This window comes from Streptomyces sp. Je 1-332, assembly GCF_040730185.1.
Taxonomy (GTDB): Bacteria; Actinomycetota; Actinomycetes; order Streptomycetales; family Streptomycetaceae; genus Streptomyces.
In genome coordinates, this window is sequence record NZ_CP160402.1 from 7,459,283 (window position 1) to 7,478,325 (window position 19,043).

Sequence of the window (19,043 nt, forward strand, 5' to 3'; positions counted from 1 at the left end):
GAGTGCGGCCCGTCGGCGGAGCCCGGCGGGCCGCGGTACGACTCTGACATCGGCACTCAGTGCCAACAACCAGGGAAAGGTGCCAAGTTCTGCGCATCTTTTCCCGCCGAATTGCCAACTCTGTTAACGGGAGCCACGGGTGAGCAAGACGTACGCGGGAGCACGGCTGCGACGGCTGCGGGAGGAGCGCCGCATGAGCCAGGCCGACCTGGCCCGGGCCCTCGCCATCTCTCCGAGCTATCTGAACCAGATGGAGCACGACTCCCGGCCGCTGACGGTGCCCGTGCTGCTACGTCTCACGGAGGCGTTCGGCGTCGACCCGGGCTTCTTCTCCGAGCGCGACACCAGCCGCTTGGTGGCGGACCTGCGGGACGCCCTCACCGGCGAGGTCTCGGCGGGGCGGGTCTCCGCGTCCGACCTCTCGGACCTGGCATCGCGCATGCCCGCCGTGGCCACGGTCCTGGTCGACCTCGGCCGCCGCAACCAGCTCCTCACCGAACAGCTCTCCGAAGCCGCGGAGGGGCGAGGCCAGGGAGCGGTGGCTCAGCCCCGCTCGGCGCACGAGGAGATCCGTGAGTTCTTCTACCGGCGCCAGAACTACCTGCACGACATCGACATCGCCGCCGAGCGGTTCGCGACGGAGATCGGCGTACGCCAGGGCGAGGTCGTGCGCGCCCTGTCCGCGCGCCTCGCCGAGCGCCACGGGGTGCGCCTGGCCGCGGACGCCGACCAACTCCTGCACCACTACGATCCAACGGCCCGGGTCCTGCACCTCTCCAACCGGCTGCGCCCCGGCCAACAGGCGTTCCGGATGGCGACCCAGCTCGCCCTCCTGGAGTACGCGGACGAGATCTCCGCGCTCGCGTCGGAGGACTTCGGCCAGGAGACCGCGGCCTGGCCACTGGCCCGCATCGGCATCGCCAACTACTTCGCGGCCGCGCTGATCCTGCCCTACCGCCGCTTCCACGCGGCGGCGGAGGAGTTCCGCTACGACATCGAGCGGCTCACCGACCACTTCGGCCTCGGCTACGAGACCATCTGCCACCGTCTCAGTACCCTGCAGCGCCCCCGGCTGCGCGGCGTGCCCTTCTCCTTCGTCCGCGTCGACAGGGCGGGCAACATGTCGAAGCGTCAGTCGGCCACCGCGTTCCACTTCTCCCGGGCGGGCGGCACCTGCCCGCTGTGGAACGTGTACGAGGCGTTCGCCGCGCCGGGCCGCATCCACGTCCAGGTCGCCGCCATGCCCGACGGGCAGCGTTTCCTGTGGACCGCCCGTGCGGTCACCCGGCACCGCGGCGGCTGGGGAGAGCCCGGCAAGACGTTCGCCATCGGCCTCGGCTGCGAGATCCGCCATGCGGCACGGCTCGTCTACTCCGACGGCCTCGATCTCGGCAGCGCCTCGTCCGCCGTGCCCATCGGCATGGGCTGCCGCCTCTGCGAACGCACCGACTGCCCCCAGCGGGCGGTGCCCCCGCTGGACCGGCGCCTGGCCATCGACGAGAACAGCAGCACTTTCATTCCCTATCCGGTGGCCGGGGAACAGGAGAGGCCCTGAGGTCTCATGACACGCCTACGGGCACACATGGGGGGTTTTATTGCACATTACTTGCAACTACACTTCATGTGCAGAAAGAGAGCTGTAGGTGAAGGAGACGCCGGTGGCAGCGGGGCGCGTTGTGCTGGGGATCGAGTCGTCGTGCGACGAGACGGGGGCGGGGATCGTCTCGCAAGGGCGGTTGCTCGCCCATGCGGTGGCGTCGAGCATGGACGAGCACGCCCGGTTCGGCGGCGTGGTCCCCGAGATCGCCGCACGAGCGCACCTGCACTCCTTCACCCCGGTCGTCCGCCACGCCCTCGACCAGGCGGGCCTGAAGCTGTCCGACATCGGCGCGGTGGCGGTCACCACGGGCCCCGGCCTGTCCGGCGCGCTCCAGGTCGGCCTCGCGGGAGCCAGGACCCTGGCCTACGGGCTGGACGTCCCGCTGTACGGGGTGCACCACCTGGCCGGGCATGTCGCCGCCGACACGCTGGAGCACGGCCCGCTGCCCGACCCCTGCGTGGTCCTGATCGTCTCGGGCGGGCACACCTCCCTGCTGCTCGTCCGGGACCTGGCCCGTGACCCGATCGTGCACCTGGGGGACACCCTGGACGACGCGGCGGGCGAGTGCTTCGACAAGGTCGCCCGCGTCTTCGGCCTGCCGTATCCGGGCGGCCCCGCCATCGACCGCGCCGCACGGAGCGGCGATCCGCGGGCGGTGGCCTTCCCCCGCCCCCTCACCGGGCCGAAGGACGACCCGTACGCGTTCTCCTTCTCCGGTCTCAAGACCGCCGCCGCGCGCTGGGCCGAGGGGCACGCCGGCCGTGATCTTCCGGTGGCGGACGGCGCGGCCTCGCTCCAGGAGGCCGTCGCGGACGTACTGACCCGCAAGGCGCTCGCCGCCTGCCGGGATCACGGGGTCGGGACCCTCGTCGTGGTGGGCGGTGTCGCCGCCAACTCGCGGGTGCGGTCGCTCGCCGAGGAGCGGTGCGCCGCCGCGGGCCTGCGGCTGCGCGTACCCCCGATGACCCTGTGCACCGACAACGGCGCGATGATCGCCGCCGTCGGCGACCTGCTCGTACGCTCCGGGGCCCAGCCCGCACCCTGGGACGTGTCGATCGACCCGTCGGCTCCCCTCGCGTACGCGGCCCTGCAGCCGAGGGCGGCCACGGCGAGGGCCGCTTGATGGCGGCGGTCGTGCGGGTGCTGAGCGGTGCGCAACTGCTCGCGTACGTCGACGACTTGCGCGGCGTGTACGCCGAAGTCTTCGGCGCGGCGCCCTGGTACGAGGACGAGGAGAGGGTGGCCCAGTTCCTGGTCCGGCTCGGCGACGACGCGCGGCGGCCCGGCTTCACCGCGGCGGTCGCCCTGGAGGGCGCGCGCATCACGGGGTTCACCACCGGGTGGACCACGCCCGCCCCCTTTCCCGCCGACCGCTGCTATCCGCAGGTGGCTGCCGGACTGGGCGCCGAGCGCGCCAAGTCGTGGCTGTGCGGGGCCCTGGAGATAGACGAGCTCGCCGTGCGCCCCACCGCGCAGGGCACCGGGACCGGGGCCGCCCTGCTTGACGCGGTGGCCGCCGGCGCCCCCGACGGCCGTCTCTGGCTGCTGACTTCGGTCAGGTCGCCGCAGGCCATGGCCTTCTACGGCCGCCGGGGCTGGACCCAGGCGACACACCCCGCTCCCGACGGCAGGGGCGTCGTCGTCTTCCTCGGGCCCCGCCACCCCGCCAGGACCCTCGCGGCGTCCCGCGGCGTGGAAGGCGCGACCGCCCGGGAAGCGTGCCGCACGTCTGGCGCGCACGGGCCGATGCACATGGGCTGACCAGGGGCGTACGCCCCTGACCGGTGCGCTCGCGCGTGCCACAGGTGGGGCGGTCCCGCAAGTTGTCAGTTGGCTCGATCGCGCACTAAGGTCGCCACGCCTTGGTGCTCGGGAAATCCGGTGTGATGCCGGTGCGGCCCTCGCCACTGTGATCGGGAAGTCCGGCTCCAGCCCTCGCGGCAGCCACTGGGTACTCGCGTACCCGGGAAGGCGGAGTCCGGTCGGTACGACCCGTCAGCCAGGAGACCGGCCAAGGCGCGTTGTCCATCCACGAGGTGCTGGAGAGGGTCTGCTTAGCCATGCACATAGCCGAGGGTTTCCTCCCGCCGGCGCACGCGATCGCCTGGGGCGTAGCGTCCGCGCCGTTCGTCGTCCACGGAGTCCGCTCCCTCACCCGTGAGGTCAAGGAACACCCGGAGAGCACACTGCTCCTGGGCGCCTCGGGAGCGTTCACCTTTGTCCTTTCCGCGCTGAAGATCCCATCCGTCACGGGCAGTTGTTCGCACCCGACGGGGACCGGGCTCGGCGCGATCCTGTTCCGGCCGCCGATCATGACGGTGCTCGGCACCATCACCCTTCTGTTCCAGGCGCTGCTGCTCGCCCACGGCGGGCTCACCACGCTCGGCGCCAACGTCTTCTCCATGGCGATCGTCGGGCCCTGGGCCGGATACGCCGTCTACCGCCTCCTGAAGCGGTACGACGTGCCGCTCATGGTCGCCGTGTTCTTCGGCGCGTTCGTCGCGGACCTGTCCACGTACTGCGTCACCAGCGTCCAGCTCGCCATGGCGTTCCCCGACCCCGGCAGCGGATTCATCGGCGCACTGGGCAAGTTCGGCGGCATCTTCGCCGTCACGCAGATCCCCCTCGCGGTCAGCGAAGGACTGCTCACCGTCATCGTGATGCGGCTGCTGGTGCAGTCCAGCAGGGGAGAGCTCACGCGGCTCGGCGTACTGCTGCAGGGCAAGAAGCAGGCCGATACGACGAAGACGGCCGATACCACCAAGACGACCGAGACGACCGAGACGACCAAGACGACCGCGACGACCAAGACGACGGAGACGGGGGCCAGCGCCTGATGAGCCGGAACGCGAAGATCAACACTCTGCTCCTCCTCATCGTCGCCGCGCTCGCGGTGCTGCCGTTGGCGCTCGGCCTCGGGGACGACGAGAAGGAGCCGTTCGCCGGGGCCGACGCCCAGGCCGAGACCGCGATCACGGAGATCAAGCCGGACTACGAGCCCTGGTTCTCGCCGCTGTACGAACCCCCGTCAGGGGAGGTCGAGTCGGCGCTCTTCGCGCTGCAGGCGGCGCTGGGAGCGGGCGTCCTCGCGTACTACTTCGGTCTGCGCAAGGGACGCCGTCAGGGCACGGAGATCGCGCGCGCCGGGGGGGCCGACACGGAGAAGGCCACCACCGAGAAGGCCGCCGACGCGGAGAGCGGCCGGGCCGAGACCGAGCAGGTCTGACCCCGCGTGCTGCCCATCGACGCGGCGGCGCACAGCAGTCGCTGGCGCCGCCGCCACCCCGTGGACAAAGCCGTGCTCGGGCTCGGCCTCACCGTCCTCGCGGTCTCCCTGCCCCCCTGGCCGGGTGCCGCCCTGGTGCTCGTCGCCGCGCTCGCCGTGCTGCTCGGGCCCGCCGGTGTGCCGCCGCGCAAACTGTGGCGTGCCTACCGCGTACCGCTCGGCTTCTGCGTCACCGGCGCCCTGACCCTGCTCGTCCAACTCGGCGGTCCTGGAGGGTTCTTCACGCTCGCCGAGGGTGGGCCCGCACGGGCGGGCGGACTCCTCCTGCGCACATCGGCGGCCTCGCTCGGCGTCCTGCTGTTCGCCTTCACCACGCCTCTGTCGGATCTGTTGCCCCGGCTGGTCAGGGCGGGTGTGCCGGCGCCGGTCGTCGACGTGGCTCTCGTCATGTACCGGATGAGCTTCCTCCTCCTGGACTCCATGAGCCGGATCCGGCAGGCGCAGGCCGCGCGCCTCGGCCACACCACCCGGGCCGCCACGTGGCGCTCGCTCGGCGGCCTCGGCGCCACCGCGTTCGTGCGGGCCTTCGACCGTGCGGGCCGGCTCCAGGCCGGGCTCGCCGGACGGGGGTACGACGGAACCCTGCGGGTGTTGGTGCCCGACGCCCGGATCTCGCGGAGCTTCGTGGCCGCGAGCGCCGCGCTCCTCACGGGCCTCGCGGCCCTCACCTTCGTACTGGAAAGGCTTCTTCCATGAGTGAGCCCGGCGCTCCCCGCGAGCCGAGCGGGTCCTTGGTCGCTCTGCGCGCCGCTTCCTACGCGTACGAGGACGGGCCCACCGTGCTCAGCGGCCTGGACTTCGACGTCACCGAGGGCCGCGCGCTGGCGCTCCTAGGCCGCAACGGCAGCGGCAAGACCACCCTGATGCGGCTGCTGAGCGGCGGACTGCGCCCGGACCAGGGCGAGTTGACGCTCGGGGGCGCCCCCGTGACGTACGACCGCAAGGGGCTCACCCGGCTGCGCACCACCGTTCAGCTCGTCGTCCAGGACCCCGACGACCAGTTGTTCGCCGCATCGGTCGAGCAGGACGTGTCCTTCGGGCCGCTGAACCTGGGGCTGCCGGACGACGAGGTGCGCGCCCGCGTCGGGGAGGCGCTCGCCGCGCTCGACATCAGCGCCCTGGCGGACCGCCCCACCCACCTCCTCTCGTACGGCCAGCGGAAGCGGACGGCCATCGCGGGCGCCGTGGCGATGCGCCCCCGCGTCCTGATCCTCGACGAGCCGACCGCCGGCCTCGACCCCGACGGCCAGGAACGCCTCCTGGCCACCCTGCAAGGCCTGCGGGACGCCGGGACGACCGTGGTCATGGCCACCCACGACGTGGACCTGGCCCTGCGCTGGGCCGACGACGCGGCGCTGCTCACCCCCTCGGGAGTGCGCACAGGTCCGGTGGCGCGGATGCTCGCCCACCGTGAGCTCCTCGCCCAGGCGGGCCTGCGCCTGCCGTGGGGGATAGCGGTCACGGAGCTACTGCGGACGAAGGGCCTGCTGCCGGGGCCGGGCGACGGACCGCGCACCCCCGAGGAGTTGGCGGCTCTCACGGCTTCGGTGGTGCCCGGCGTATCAGAGGGCTGACCGGCTGCGGCCGGGCAGCAGCGTCACGGCCAGGAGGGGGATGCCGGCCAAGGCGAGCCACGGCGTCCAGGGCGGGAGGCCCGCGTCCAGGAGCGCGCCCGTCGCCGCGCTGCCCGCCAGGACGATCAGGCCGGAGACCGAGGACAGGGCCCCGGTGTAGAGGCCCAGCCTGCCGTCGGGTGTGAGGTCGGGGACCCAGGCGCGGGCGGCCGGGGCCACCAGCATCTGCCCGAGCGTCAGCAGGACGACGAAGGCCGCGGCGGGCAGCAGACCGGCCACCCCCGTCAAGGCGGCAGGCCGCGCGGCCGCCACCACGGCGAACCCCACGGAGATGAGTACGAGCCCGGCCGCCATGGAGCGCCGCTGGTCGAGCCGCCCCGCGGCCCAGTGGGTGACCGGGAGCTGTGTGGTCACCACCAGCAAGGAGGAGAGGGCGAAGAGCCAGGCGAGCGGCGCCTGCGACCCGGCCGTGCGCTCCACCTCCTGGGGGAGGGCGAGATAGAGCTGGTTGTACGCGAGGAGATAGGCGCCGTAGGCACAACACACCGCCAGGAAGCGGCGGTTGCGCAGCATGTCACCCATGCCTCCCCGTACGCCGGTCCGCTCGCGCCCCGGGATGCGCTGGGGCAGCAGCCACAGGTGCCCGGCAAGGACGAGGACGAATACCCCGGCGCCGCCCAGACAGACGGTGCGGAAGTCGACGGAGAGCAGCAGGGCGCCGATGAGCGGACCGAGGAACGCGCCGGCCTGGCCCGCCACGGTGAGCAGGGCGAGGACACGGGTACGCGGGCCGCGGCCCGACTCCTCCCAGAGCACCGCCTGCCGTGCGACCTCGGATTCCACGGCGGGGGAGAACAGGGCGGCGGCGAACCCGATCAGGAGCACCGCTGCGATGACCGACCACGTCTGCTGCGCGTGACCGAGCCAGGCGAAACCGGCGATCCGCAGCACGCAGCCGGTGAGCACGACCGGCCGTACGCCGTACCGGTCGGTCAGGGCGCCGCCCACCACGAACAGCCCCTGCTGGCTGAACGTCCGCAGGCCGAGCACGAGACCGACGAGCCAGCCCGCCATGCCGATCGCCGCACCCAGGTGTTCGGCCAGGAAGGGCAGCACGGCGAAGAAGCCGATGTTGAAGGCGAGTTGGGTCAGGATCAGCAGGCGGAGCAGCGGCGAAAGCTGCGGCCAGGTGCGTTCGGGCCGTGGGCGTTTCGCGGCCCGGAGCCGGGTGGGCAGGGACAGCTGACGTCGATCGCTCACCGGGCGGCCGTCCCGGCGGAGGCCAACTCCCGCTCGGTGGACGGCACGTCGGCCGCAGGAGAGCGTTCATCGGGTCGGCCCTTGCGTCGCAGCCGCCGGGGGACCGGTACCCCGCCCGCCGCCGTCACCGCGAGAGCGCCGAGGAGAGCGAGCGCGGCCGCCGGCGCGAGCAGGGCCCAGGGGGCGCGTTCGGCGTAGGGCTGGTTCTCGGCGAGCAGCAGTCCCCACTCGGGGGACGGTGGCTGCGCGCCGAGGCCGAGGAAGCCGAGGGCGGCGATGGCCAGCGCGACCGCGGGCAGCCGCAGCAGCGCGTGGCGGGTGACGGGCGGCAGCACCGCGGGCAGCAGATGGTGCCGTAGCTGGTGCCGACGGCCCGCGCCCAGACTCCGTGTCGCCGTCAAGTGCAGCGTGGCGCGCTCCTGGAGGAGCAGGGCGGCCGTGTGGGCGGCGAGCGGAACCCACGCGACGGCGGCCACGGCGATCGCGGGGGTGGCCGCCCCGCTGCCGGCGACCCCGGCGACCAGGAGGCCGGCCAGCGTCGGGGGTATCGCGTTGAGCGTGTCGAGAAGGGGGCCGGAGAAGCGGGGCAGAAGACCGAGCAGGACACCGGCCGCCAGGGCGAAGGCGCTGATCCCCAGGGCCAGTGCGATCGTGTGGAGCGCGCCGTGGCCCACCCGGGCCAGGACATCGCGTCCCAGGGCGTCCGTGCCGAACGGGTGCGCCAGGGACGGTGCCTGGAGCCGGGCCGCGGTGTCCAGAGCCAGCGGGTCCCGGACCAGGCTGAGCATGATGATGCCGAGGAGGACACCGCCGTACAGCAGTGGCAGGCGGCTGGGCGCGGGGCGCTCGGGAAGGTGCAGGGTCGGCAGAGCTCCGTCGCGCAGTGCCGGGCCGCTCGTGAGCCGGGACGCGAGGCGGAAGAGACCGCCCGCCACGGCGGCGAGCAGGACGAGCGCGAGCGTGCCGGCCTGGAGCACGGGCAGATCCTGTGCCACCGAGGCCTGGAGCGTGGTGCGGCCGAGCCCGGGAATGTCGAAGACCTGCTCCACGGCGACCGCGCCACCGGTCAGGCCCACGACGAACAGACCGACGTTCGGCAGCAGTCCGGGGAAGCAGCGACGCAGCGCCTGCCGTGCGATGCGTCCGTGCGGGATGCCACGGGCCGCGGCGGCCCGCGCCCAGGGTTCGGCGAAGGCGCCGGGCAGCAGGTCGTCGAGGAGCCGCCCGAGCAGGGCGCCGGCGGGCAGCCCCAGCGAGAGCGCCGGCAGCACGAGCCACTGGGGTCCGTACCAGCCGAGGGCGGGCAGCCAGCCGAGCTGCACACCGACCACGGTGGCGAGCACCGACGCGGTCAGGAACTCGGGCAGCGTGGCCACGACCGCGGCCCCGCCGCCCGAGTGCTTGCGCCCGGAGAGCCTGCGCCGGGAGCCGAGCCACAGGGTGCGGGCGCACACCGCGCCGGCGGTCACGACGGCCACCGCAAGCGCCGCCGACATGAGCAGCAAGGAGACACCCAGGGCCTCGGTCACGGAGGGGAGTACCGCTTCGCCGGAGATCCACGACCGCCCGGCGTCACCGTGCGACAGCCCGTCCGCCCACTGGCCGAGCAGATGCAACGGGCCGTCATCCAGGCCGAGTTCGGCGCGGGCGGCCGCCAGGGCCTCCGGGGTGGGTGTGCGCTCCGCGGCCCGCGCCTTGAGCACGGTGAGCGCCGGGTCGGTGCGCGAGAGCCAGGGCAGCAGACCGATCAGGCACAGCAGCGCGACGGCGATGACCACGCGCCAGAGCAGCGCCGGTCCGCGGACGAGCCCTTTTCGCACGGGTCCTCAGCGCCTGGTGCCGGTACCGACGAGCGCCCGCTCGTACGGGTCGAGGATCTCGCCCCGCACCGAACCGCCGACGCCCGTGATGATCCGCTGATGGACCAGCGGAACGACCGCGTCGGTGCCGAGGATCGCGGACTCGGCGGCCATGGTCGCGTCCTGCCGCTTCGCGGTGTCGGCCGTGTTCTCGGCCTTGCGCACGGCCTTGTCGACCGAGGTGTCGCACAACTGGGAGAGGTTGTAGCTGCCCTCACAGGTGTAGTCGCTGGCGAGGACCGACACGGGGTCGCCGGTGTCGAGCATCGTGTTGCGTGCGCCGACGAACGCGTCGAACTTCCCCGCCAGCGCGTCACCCTCGATGCGGGAGGACTCACGCACCTCCAGCGTGACCTTGAACCCGGCCTTCTGCAGCTGCTGCTTGAGCACCTGGGCGACCTCGGGCAGCTCGGGCCGGTTGTCGTACGTGGCCAGGGTGATGGTCTTGCCGCCGGGCGAGGTGGCCCGCGCCCGGCCCTCGGGCTTCTCCCGCTTCCCCTCGGCCCAGTTCAGGGCGGGGCCGAAGATGCCCCTGCCAGTGTCGGCATGGCCCTCGTACACATCCTTGGCGAGCGCGGAGGTGTCGATCGCGGCGCGGGCCGCGGCGCGCAGCCCTGGATCCTTGAAGGCGCCCTTCTCCGTGTTGAGCTGGAGGGCGGTGGTGCGGGCCGTCGCGGTCTCGCGGCCGTGCCCCTTGTCGAGGGAGGCGGCCTGCGAGACGGGGACGGCCTCGGCGATGTCCACGTCGCCGGTGCGCAGGGCGTTGGTGCGCGCGGTGCCGTCGGCGATGAACCGCGCGTCCACACCGGAGGCCTGCGCACGACCGCCCCAGTAGTCGTCGAAACGGTCAAGGGTGGCAGCGGCGGCGCCGGTGGTCTTCGTGAGCTCGAAGGGGCCCGTGGCGGTGCCCACCGGACTGACCTTGTCCCCCTTCTCGTACGCCTTCGCGGAGAGCACGGCGAGACCGGGGCTCGACAGGCGCAGCGGAAGCGCCGGGTCAGGGGCCTTGGTGGTGATCCGGACCTGGTCGTCGCCGACGGGCTCGGCGGTGAGTGACACCCCGGACAGCGCGGCGGTGACGGGCTCGGCCTTGCCCGCATGGGTGAGGGCCGACGCGACGGCGGCCGGTGTGACACGGCTGCCGTCCTGGAACTCGGCCTGGCGCAGGGTGAACAGCCAGCCGCGGTCGCCCTCCTGCTTCCAGGACGCGGCGAGCGCGGGGGCGGCGGCGCCGTTCGCGTCCAGCTTCGTCAGGCCCTCGGTGACGCCGAGACGGCTGAGGAGGGTGGCGTCGGCGCCGTACGGGGAGAAGTTCTCGGAGGGAGGGAAGGCCAGCGCGACCTTCAGCCTGGCGCCGTCCGCGGTGTCGCCGGACGCGTCGTTCTTGGCCGCGAAACAGCCGGCGAGCAGCGGGGCGACGAGCAGGCCGGCTATGAGGGGGAGGGGCCGGGGGCGGACGGAGCGCATGGTCCTCGTTCTCGGGGTGGGGGGTGTCCTGAAGTGCGGCCACAGGTTACATGACAACCATTTCCATTAATGGGCGGGGGTGGGGTCATGTCTGTGCCCGGGGGAGGGGGGCTTGGGCTGCTACGGGGCCTGTGGCTGCCGCATGGGCACTTCGAAGTGCATGACGCGCGACGCCCCGCCGTCCTCGCGCTCGTCGTGCACGACCTTCCCCAGGGAGCGCCAGAAGCCCTCGGCGCCGGTCACCGCCGGGTCGGTGTGCAGATAGACGGAGCGATATCCACCGTCCGTCGCCGCGAACTCCAGGAGCTCGCCGACCAGCTGCCGGGCAAGGCCGCGGCGCCGGTGCTCGGCCCGCACGTAGACGCGCCGCAGCTGCGCCGTCTCGCCCGAGGGGAAGCGGTCGGCGATCCAGCGCGGGTTCGGCGGGTGTGCCGGGCCGCGGGAGTCGAGGGCGGCGGTGGCCGCGACCGCCCCGTCCCGCTCGTCCACCGCGACGAGCAGGGTGTGGCGGGCGGGTCTCAGATACGCGCCGTCGAGGTCGATGATGTCGCCGTGCCAGCGCGGCACGTATCCCGTGCCGAAGTCGTGGTAGACGGTGTCGAGCATGACGGCCCGCGCGGCGCCGAGGTCGTCGGCGGTGGCCGTTCTGATGCGGTATCCAAGCACTTGCACATCCTAAGCATTAAGGCGATAGGGCCTGCCACCAGCGGGATTGCCGGCCGTTTGGACCGCGCACGCGCACGACGTTGCATGGGCATACGAAGTCATGCATACTCTTCCTATGTCCAAGGTCCTCACCTCCCTCCCCACCGGCGAGCGCGTCGGCATTGCCTTCTCCGGCGGTCTCGACACCTCGGTCGCCGTCGCCTGGATGCGTGACAAGGGCGCAGTGCCCTGCACGTACACCGCCGACATCGGTCAGTACGACGAGCCCGACATCGCCTCCGTGCCCGGCCGTGCCTCCGCTTACGGCGCCGAGATCACCCGTCTCGTCGACTGCCGTGAGGCGCTGGTCGAGGAGGGTCTTGCCGCACTCGCGTGCGGTGCCTTCCACATCAGGTCGGGCGGGCGTCCGTACTTCAACACCACGCCGCTGGGCCGCGCCGTGACCGGCACGCTCCTGGTGCGGGCGATGCTGGAGGACGGGGTGCAGATCTGGGGCGACGGCTCCACCTTCAAGGGCAACGACATCGAGCGGTTCTACCGGTACGGGCTGCTCGCCAACCCGCATCTGCGGATCTACAAGCCCTGGCTGGACGCGGACTTCGTGACGGAGCTCGGCGGCCGCAAGGAGATGTCGGAGTGGCTGCTCGCGCACGAGCTGCCCTACCGCGACTCCACGGAGAAGGCCTACTCGACGGACGCCAACATCTGGGGCGCCACGCACGAGGCCAAGACGCTCGAGCACCTCGACACCGGCCTGGAGACCGTCGACCCGATCATGGGCGTGCGGTTCTGGGACCCGTCGGTGGAGATCGACACGGAGGACGTGACGATCGGCTTCGACCAGGGCCGCCCGGTCACGGTCAACGGCAAGGAGTTCTCCTCCCCGGTCGACCTCGTCATGGAGGTCAACGCGATCGGCGGCCGGCACGGCCTCGGCATGTCCGACCAGATCGAGAACCGGATCATCGAGGCCAAGAGCCGCGGCATCTACGAGGCGCCCGGCATGGCCCTCCTGCACATCGCCTACGAGCGCCTCGTCAACGCGATCCACAACGAGGACACCCTGGCCGCGTACCACAACGAGGGCCGCCGCCTAGGCCGGCTGATGTACGAGGGCCGCTGGCTGGACCCGCAGGCGCTGATGATCCGCGAGTCGCTGCAGCGCTGGGTCGGCGCGGCGATCACCGGAGAGGTGACGCTGCGGCTGCGGCGCGGCGAGGACTACTCGATCCTCGACACCACGGGCCCGGCGTTCAGCTACCACCCGGACAAGCTCTCCATGGAGCGGACCGAGGACTCGGCGTTCGGCCCGGTGGACCGGATCGGCCAGCTCACCATGCGGAACCTCGACATCGCCGACTCCCGCGCGCGCCTGGAGCAGTACGCGGGCCTCGGCCTGGTCGGCTCCGGCCACCCGACCCCGATCGGCGCCGCGCAGGCGGCGTCGACCGGTCTGATCGGCGCCATGGACGGCGGCGGCGCGGAGGCGATCGCCTCGCGCGGCGAGACCACGGACGAGGAGTCGATGCTGGACCGCGCCGCGATGGAGTCCGGCACGGACTGACCTCCTCCTCACCGGTCGTACGCACAACAGCGGGCCCCGGCGGACTTCGATCCGCCGGGGCCCGCTGTCGCGCGTACGTGAGATGGCCCTAGATGCTCAGGAGCCGTTCCGTCGCTTCGCGGTACTGGCGCAGCGCGAGGCGCAGTTCTTCCGTATGCGCTTCGGTGTCGTGGCCCTGCCAGCCCGCGCGCAGAGTGCGCCGCCGTTCCGTGAGGGTCTCGGTCAGATGCCTGACGGCGTCGTCGAAGAGACCGTCAGCCTCTTCCACCGCCTGGCGCGGGCTCTCGACGAAGGTGCTGAGAGCCTGTTGCAGCCGCAGGCCGAACTTGTCCCGCTCGTCCTGCGCAAGCAGCACGGGGCCGGATTCGGTGCCCGCGACGTGGGAGCCGGAGGCGTGGGAGCCGACGGCGTGGGAGCCGGAGCCCGGGGCGCCTGCGGCAGGGGAGGGAGGCGCGGCGTGCGCCGGGGCAGGAGCGGGGACGCCGCTGCCGGGGGCCTGCTCACGCGGTGTGCCGATACCCGGCTCGTGCGGTGTGCCGATGCCCTGCTCGCGCGGTGTGCCGATGCCTTGCTCACGCGGTGTGCCGATACCCGGCTCGCCCGGCGTGCCGATGCCCTGTTCGCGCGGTGTGCGGTGCTGTGCGTCCGTCATGACGTGCCACTTCCCTTCGCGTGGCGCCGGGGCAGTGCCCACGGTGCGTGGCCGCGGTCGGCGGTGGAGTCTCCGCCGTGCCGGTTGGAGTCGACCGTGTGCTCGGTGACCAGTGCCTCGAAGAGGCGTCGGGCCTCGACCATGGCCTCGCGCATTTCCTCGGTACCGCCCTGCCCGCGGGTCGCCGTGTGCACCTTGCGGTAGCCGTGCACGGAGTGGGCGTGGTGGACGGAGAGCGCGGCGACCTGCTCATCGAAGCGCGAACCGTCGGGGAAGCCCCGGTCCCTGGCCAGTCGGGCAAGGAGGGCGTCGGCCTCGACGACGGCCTGTTGCGGTGATTCGACGAACTGCTCCTGGACGTCGGCCCACTGGGCCACGTAGCGCTCGCGCGCCCCGGGCGGCAGAGGCTGGGCCTTGACGGAGCCGTGGAGTCGTACGCGCTCGCGGAGCTCCTGTTCTGCTGCCCGTACGTCCCCGTCATGACGGGCGACGGTGTGGTCGTACTCGGGCCCGAAGCGATGCTTCAGGCCGCGTCCGCCGCCCCGGGCTCGCCGCAGTCCGACGAAGAGGACGGCGGCTACCGCGATGACGACCACGGCGATGATGACGGCGGTGATCATGGCTGCCTCCCTTGAACTCGTGGTCCGTTCAGCTGGTTTCGTTGGTCGTTCGGTGCTGATGGCCTGCCGGTGGGCACCCACGCGACGCGGGCACCGATCGGGGCACATGTCATCAGCGGTCGAACGACTGCTTCCGGGTTCGCATGGCGGCCGAGTACCCCCAACTTCGGCGATCAGTCGGCCCGGGGGCGCTTCACCCGGCTCGGGAGCGTCGACACGCCCGCGCCTCCGTGGTCGCCGGATCCGTCGCGTCGAATGACATGCTCAAACGATCAGTGCTGCCGAGACCGCAGTACGGCGAGTGCCACCGCAGTACGGCGAGTGCCGGTGAAACCTGGACCACCACGCGAAGGACAGGTGCGAAGTGCTGACCGTGCTGGTGCTGGCCGCCGATCACCGGGCCGTCGACCTGATCCCACAGATCGAGGCCGTCCCCGGCGTGTACGTCAGCTCCCAGACGGACGACAGCTTCCTCGCCATGGCGCGGGCCCGCGCACTGCTGCCGGACGTCCTGGTCATCGACCTCAGCGCCCGTTTCACCGGTGACGCCGCGACGGTCATCGACCAGGCCCGCCAACTCGAGCCGCCCAGCCACATCCTGGTCCACTCGGGCGACGCCGTGGTGGGGGACGTTTCCGCGGCGGGCGTGGTCGGACCCGCTCCCGGCGGTTCACCACAGGGGCTCGCCCACGCGGTGGCACGTCTGGCCGGCGACCTGGCCCCGCCGCCGTGACCAGGCCGCCCGAAGCCTCCTGTGCCTGACTTCTACGCCTGACTCCTACGCCTGCGCGACCCGCACCGAGAGTCCGTAGTCCAGTTCGGACCCGTCGACCAAGAGCGCCTCCACGGTGCGGGTCTCGGGATCGATGTCGGCCTCCATGCCGTCACCCGCGTACCGGGGGAACCCGGACGCGCCGGTCTCGCCCGTGGCGACCACGACGGCCGAGCGCAGGGCGCCGCGGGCGTCGGTCGTACTCGCGCCGTCCCCCGTGAACTCGGGGACCAGCAGGATCTCGAAACGCTGTGGGACAGTGTTCATGCACGTGACGCTAGACAGGACTCGCCCGTCACGCATGTCCAGGGCGTGCGTACGGCCGGGTCATGATCTCCATGTTGTGGCCGTCCGGATCGTCGAAGTACGCGCCGCGACCACCGAACCAGCGGTTGATGTGGCCGGGTTCGGTGTGGCCGGGGTCGGCGTAGTACGTGACCCCGACCGTCTCCAGGCGAGCGATCATGGCGTCGAACTGCTCGTCGGGCACGAGGAACGCGTAGTGCTGGGGCTGGATCGGCTCGTCGCTCAGCTCGTAGTAGTCGAGCGTCACGCCGTTGCCGAGGTCGACAGGCAGGAACGGCCCGAACGGGGCGCCGACCTTCAGGCCGAGGATCACCGCGAGGAACTCGGACGACAGCTGCCGGTCCCTGGCGTGCACCACGGTGTGGTTCAACTGGACGGTCGTGACAGGTGAAGTGGGGTCGTGCTGGGGCTGGTCGTACGGCATGTGTGAGGTCTCTTCCGGGTCTTGGATCCGCTGAGGAAGCGCCGCGTGGGGCGCCGGAGAAAGGACGGAAGAGGGATCGGCGGGGCTCTGGCCCGCCTCGCGCTCACGCCGAGGCCGGGTGCCTCACTCGTACGTGGCCCATGGCCGACCCGGCAGTCACCCGAGTGACCTTACGGGGCGCAGTGGGGCGGGGCAACGCGATTTTCGCCCGTATCGGAGGGGCGTCCGCGCCGACGCCGACCGGCGGCGCACCGCCGGCAGGCGGGCGTTAGCCTCGTCCAGGACGACGAGGCAGTGGAAGGCAGTGGAAGGGAGAGGGGCGTGGCGGAGCAGCGGCGTCCCCGGCGACGGGGGCAGGGTGAGCTGGAGGCGCAGGTCCTGGCCGCCCTGCGCGAGGCGGAGGGTCCCGCTACCGCGGGCTGGGTGCAGGAGCGGCTCGGCGCGGACCTCGCGTACACGACCGTCGTGACGATCCTGAGCCGGCTCCTGGACAAGGGCGCCGTGACCCGCGAGCGCGAGGGCCGCTCCTTCGCGTGGACGCCGTCGGCCGACGAGGCGGGCCTCGCGGCACGCAAGATGCGCAAGGTACTCGACGGGGAGCGCGACCGGCAGGCGGTCCTCGCCAGCTTCCTCACCGAGCTGCCCCCGGGTGACGAGCGGCTGCTGCGTGAACTCCTGCGGCAGGACGAGGCGGAGAAGGACGACTGAACCGTCATGGGGATGTTCGTCCTGCTGCCGCTGGTGCTGCCGCTGACGGCCTGGCCGGTGGCCCGGCTCGCCGAGCAGCGGCTGCACCCGCGGACCGCCACCCGGCTGCTCACGACGGTCGCCGCCGTCATGGCGCTCGCCAGCACGTTGTGCCTCGGCCTGCTGATGGTCGTCGGCACGGCGCAGCTGCCGGGGAACCCGCTGCCGGACGGCTGGTCGGACCCTGAGGTGCGCGCCGCGGTCCCGTACGACGAGGTGGCGGGGCGCCTTGCCATTCCGGGGCTGCTCGCCGTGGCCATGGCGTGCGGCAGGACACTGTGGCGCCACCGCCGGGTGCGCCGCGGCGCCCACCGGGCCCTCGCCGGTCTTCCCGGCACCGCCGTGGCCGTCCTGCCCGACGACGTGCCCTACGCGTACGCGTTGCCCGGCGGCGCCCGCGAACGGGTCGTGGTCACCACCGCCCTGCTGGACTGCCTCGAACCCGCCGAGCGGCGCGCCCTGTTCGCGCACGAGCGCGCCCACCTCGCGACCCGGCACCACCGCCACCTCCTCGCCGTGCAACTGGCCGCGCGCACCAATCCGTTCCTGCGTCCGCTGCGTACCACCGTGTCCTACACGACCGAGCGCTGGGCGGACGAGGACGCGGCCCGTGCCGTCGGCGACCGCAGGACCGTCGCCCGCGCGATCGGCAAGGCGGCGCTCCACTCCCGGGGCGCCCCGGCCCCGACCCTGGCCGGGCTCGCCGCTCCCGGGCCCGTGCCCCGCAGGGTCGCGGCACTCCTCGGCCCGGCTCCCACGGCACACAGCTGGCCCTCCCTGTTCACCGCGGTGGGGCTCGCGGCGTGGGCCGCCGCCGCGGGGGCCGCGGTCTCCGTCATGTCGTCGGCGAACTCCGCCGTGACGATGGTCCTGATCCTCCGCGCGGCCACCCCGCTGTAGCGGCCGGGCCCGGCTCGGTGCCGTGGTGGCACTCAGCCGATTCACAGGTGGCGCGGCTGTACGCGCGAGGGCTCCGGTGGCTAGGGTGCCCGTGATGTTCTACACAGGTGTAGCACCCGCGACCGACGTCAGAAACGAGACCGCGGGCCCGGGTTCCCCCGGGAGGTCCCGTGAGTGAGCCGGTCCGCGCGATGAACAGGAGCGGGGCGCTGCGGACGCCGCTGCCCGCGGCACGCAGGGTGCCTCCCAAGGCACCGGCGGCCCGCAGCGTGGCGCCCGAGCCTCCCGTCAAACGCCGGGACTCGTTCTTCGACAACGCCAAGTACCTGGCGATCGTGCTGGTCGCCATGGGCCACGCGTGGGAGCCGCTGCGCGGCGACAGCCGGGCGGCGGCCGCGCTCTACATCACCGTCTACACCTTCCACATGCCGGCGTTCATCGTCATCTCCGGCTATTTCTCACGGAGTTTCGACGCGAGCCCCGGCCGCCTCAAGCGCCTGGTGACGGGCATCGCGGTGCCCTACGTCATCTTCGAGGTCGCGTACACCTTCTTCAAGCGCTGGGCGGGCGACGACCCGACGTACCCGATCAGTCTCCTCGACCCCTGGTACCTCACGTGGTTCCTGGTCGCGCTCTTCGTCTGGCGGCTCACCACCCCGCTCTGGAAGGTGGTGCGATGGCCCCTGCCGACAGCGCTCGCCATCGCCGTGCTGGCCTCGGTGTCGCCGGACATCGGCGACGACCTCGACCTGCAACGAGTCCTTCAGTTCCTGCCGTTCTTCGTCCTCGGCCTGTGCCTGAAGCCCGAACACTTCCGGATCGTGCGCCGCCGGGAGGCCCGGCTCCTCGCGCTGCCCGTCTTCGCGGGCGCCCTGCTGTTCGCGTACTGGGCGGCGCCGCGGATGAACGCGGCGTGGTTCTACCGCAGGGACAGCGCACAGGAGTTGGCGGCGCCCGGCTGGTCCGGGGGCGTGATGACCCTCGCGATGTTCGGCTGCTCGGCGGTCCTCGTCGCGTGCTTCTTCGCCTGGGTTCCGGGCCGCAGGCTGTGGTTCACCGCGCTGGGCGCGGGCACTCTCTACGGCTATCTGCTGCACGGGTTCCTGGCCAAGGGCTCCCGCTTCTGGGACTGGTACGACCTCGACTGGCTGCACACACCGCTCGGCGAGATCACCGTCACGCTCGGCGCGGCGACCCTCATCACGGTGCTCTGCACGCCTCCGGTGCAGCGCCTCTTCCGGTTCGCGATGGAACCCGACATGGAGTGGGCGTTCAAAAAGGACGCGAAGGCCGTGGCCCGCGGCCGTGGAGCTCACCGGCGGCGCTGACGGGCCACCCGCTCGATC

General features: G+C 72.3%; 20 protein-coding genes and 1 riboswitch. Of the genes, 12 read left to right on the forward strand and 8 right to left on the reverse strand.

The genetic code is table 11. The features are described from left to right. Positions 1 to 139: 139 nt before the first annotated feature. The 7 genes from ABXJ52_RS33490 to ABXJ52_RS33520 all read left to right on the forward strand — a co-directional run bounded on the left by ABXJ52_RS33490 (position 140) and on the right by ABXJ52_RS33520 (position 6,460). A complete protein-coding gene (locus tag ABXJ52_RS33490; protein WP_367047320.1) occupies positions 140 to 1,555 on the forward strand; it encodes a short-chain fatty acyl-CoA regulator family protein in 1,416 nt (471 codons plus the stop codon). Positions 1,556 to 1,658: 103 nt separating this feature from the next. Beyond that, a complete protein-coding gene (tsaD, locus tag ABXJ52_RS33495; protein WP_367047322.1) occupies positions 1,659 to 2,723 on the forward strand; it encodes a tRNA (adenosine(37)-N6)-threonylcarbamoyltransferase complex transferase subunit TsaD in 1,065 nt (354 codons plus the stop codon). Then, positions 2,723 to 3,361 carry a GNAT family N-acetyltransferase gene (locus ABXJ52_RS33500; protein ID WP_367047324.1) on the forward strand — a complete coding sequence of 213 codons (639 nt, stop codon included), beginning with the start codon at positions 2,723 to 2,725 and terminating at the stop codon, positions 3,359 to 3,361. The genes tsaD and ABXJ52_RS33500 overlap by 1 nt, the downstream gene beginning before the upstream one ends. An 85-nt stretch (positions 3,362 to 3,446) precedes the next feature. Further along, positions 3,447 to 3,631, forward strand: a riboswitch (cobalamin riboswitch). Positions 3,632 to 3,660: 29 nt separating this feature from the next. After that, positions 3,661 to 4,437: an energy-coupling factor ABC transporter permease gene (locus tag ABXJ52_RS33505; protein ID WP_367047326.1), complete on the forward strand. Its 777-nt coding sequence runs from the start codon at positions 3,661 to 3,663 to the stop codon at positions 4,435 to 4,437. Then, the gene (locus ABXJ52_RS33510; protein ID WP_367047328.1) at positions 4,437 to 4,826 is read left to right on the forward strand and encodes an energy-coupling factor ABC transporter substrate-binding protein; all 390 of its coding nucleotides are present in this window, start codon (positions 4,437 to 4,439) and stop codon (positions 4,824 to 4,826) included. The genes ABXJ52_RS33505 and ABXJ52_RS33510 overlap by 1 nt, the downstream gene beginning before the upstream one ends. Positions 4,827 to 4,832: 6 nt before the next feature. Further along, a complete protein-coding gene (gene cbiQ, locus ABXJ52_RS33515; protein ID WP_367047330.1) occupies positions 4,833 to 5,582 on the forward strand; it encodes a cobalt ECF transporter T component CbiQ in 750 nt (249 codons plus the stop codon). Next, a complete protein-coding gene (locus ABXJ52_RS33520; protein WP_367047332.1) occupies positions 5,579 to 6,460 on the forward strand; it encodes an ATP-binding cassette domain-containing protein in 882 nt (293 codons plus the stop codon). Before cbiQ ends, ABXJ52_RS33520 begins: the two co-directional genes overlap by 4 nt. Here the strand turns inward: ABXJ52_RS33520 and ABXJ52_RS33525 are convergent. The 4 genes from ABXJ52_RS33525 to ABXJ52_RS33540 form a co-directional block, all read right to left on the reverse strand. Then, entirely contained in the window at positions 6,449 to 7,696 is a 1,248-nt protein-coding gene (locus ABXJ52_RS33525; protein ID WP_367049453.1) for an MFS transporter, read from the reverse strand. The genes ABXJ52_RS33520 and ABXJ52_RS33525 overlap by 12 nt on opposite strands. Before the next feature lie 20 nt (positions 7,697 to 7,716). Beyond that, the gene (locus ABXJ52_RS33530) at positions 7,717 to 9,540 is read right to left on the reverse strand and encodes an ABC transporter permease subunit (RefSeq protein ID WP_367047334.1); all 1,824 of its coding nucleotides are present in this window, start codon (positions 9,538 to 9,540) and stop codon (positions 7,717 to 7,719) included. A 6-nt stretch (positions 9,541 to 9,546) separates the two neighbouring features. Beyond that, on the reverse strand, positions 9,547 to 11,046 hold the full coding sequence (locus ABXJ52_RS33535) for an ABC transporter substrate-binding protein (RefSeq protein ID WP_367047336.1): 1,500 nt from the start codon (positions 11,044 to 11,046) through the stop codon (positions 9,547 to 9,549). Between the two features lie 120 nt (positions 11,047 to 11,166). Then, positions 11,167 to 11,712: a GNAT family N-acetyltransferase gene (locus ABXJ52_RS33540; protein ID WP_367047337.1), complete on the reverse strand. Its 546-nt coding sequence runs from the start codon at positions 11,710 to 11,712 to the stop codon at positions 11,167 to 11,169. A 115-nt stretch (positions 11,713 to 11,827) separates the two neighbouring features. Between ABXJ52_RS33540 and argG the strand changes: the two genes are divergently transcribed. Beyond that, entirely contained in the window at positions 11,828 to 13,276 is a 1,449-nt protein-coding gene (gene argG, locus ABXJ52_RS33545) for an argininosuccinate synthase (RefSeq protein WP_367047339.1), read from the forward strand. 88 nt (positions 13,277 to 13,364) lie between these two features. Here the strand turns inward: argG and ABXJ52_RS33550 are convergent, their stop codons facing one another. Continuing rightward, on the reverse strand, positions 13,365 to 13,928 hold the full coding sequence (locus ABXJ52_RS33550; protein ID WP_367047341.1) for a hypothetical protein: 564 nt from the start codon (positions 13,926 to 13,928) through the stop codon (positions 13,365 to 13,367). After that, positions 13,925 to 14,548 carry a hypothetical protein gene (locus tag ABXJ52_RS33555; RefSeq protein WP_367047343.1) on the reverse strand — a complete coding sequence of 208 codons (624 nt, stop codon included), beginning with the start codon at positions 14,546 to 14,548 and terminating at the stop codon, positions 13,925 to 13,927. The genes ABXJ52_RS33550 and ABXJ52_RS33555 overlap by 4 nt, the downstream gene beginning before the upstream one ends. Positions 14,549 to 14,912: 364 nt before the next feature. Here ABXJ52_RS33555 and ABXJ52_RS33560 point away from each other — a divergent pair, with 364 nt between their 5' ends. Then, entirely contained in the window at positions 14,913 to 15,281 is a 369-nt protein-coding gene (locus ABXJ52_RS33560) for a hypothetical protein (protein ID WP_367047345.1), read from the forward strand. Between the two features lie 45 nt (positions 15,282 to 15,326). Here the strand turns inward: ABXJ52_RS33560 and ABXJ52_RS33565 are convergent, their stop codons facing one another. Beyond that, positions 15,327 to 15,587 carry a hypothetical protein gene (locus ABXJ52_RS33565; RefSeq protein ID WP_367047346.1) on the reverse strand — a complete coding sequence of 87 codons (261 nt, stop codon included), beginning with the start codon at positions 15,585 to 15,587 and terminating at the stop codon, positions 15,327 to 15,329. Positions 15,588 to 15,615: 28 nt separating this feature from the next. Next, entirely contained in the window at positions 15,616 to 16,050 is a 435-nt protein-coding gene (locus tag ABXJ52_RS33570; protein ID WP_367047348.1) for a VOC family protein, read from the reverse strand. Positions 16,051 to 16,371: 321 nt separating this feature from the next. Here ABXJ52_RS33570 and ABXJ52_RS33575 point away from each other — a divergent pair, with 321 nt between their 5' ends. From ABXJ52_RS33575 to ABXJ52_RS33585, 3 genes are all read left to right on the forward strand, one after another. After that, the gene (locus ABXJ52_RS33575) at positions 16,372 to 16,758 is read left to right on the forward strand and encodes a BlaI/MecI/CopY family transcriptional regulator (RefSeq protein ID WP_367047349.1); all 387 of its coding nucleotides are present in this window, start codon (positions 16,372 to 16,374) and stop codon (positions 16,756 to 16,758) included. A 6-nt stretch (positions 16,759 to 16,764) separates the two neighbouring features. Further along, positions 16,765 to 17,697, forward strand: coding sequence for a M56 family metallopeptidase (locus tag ABXJ52_RS33580; RefSeq protein ID WP_367047351.1), 933 nt, complete (start codon positions 16,765 to 16,767; stop codon positions 17,695 to 17,697). 170 nt (positions 17,698 to 17,867) lie between these two features. After that, a complete protein-coding gene (locus ABXJ52_RS33585) occupies positions 17,868 to 19,025 on the forward strand; it encodes an acyltransferase family protein (protein WP_367047352.1) in 1,158 nt (385 codons plus the stop codon). The last annotated feature ends 18 nt before the right edge of the window (positions 19,026 to 19,043 follow it).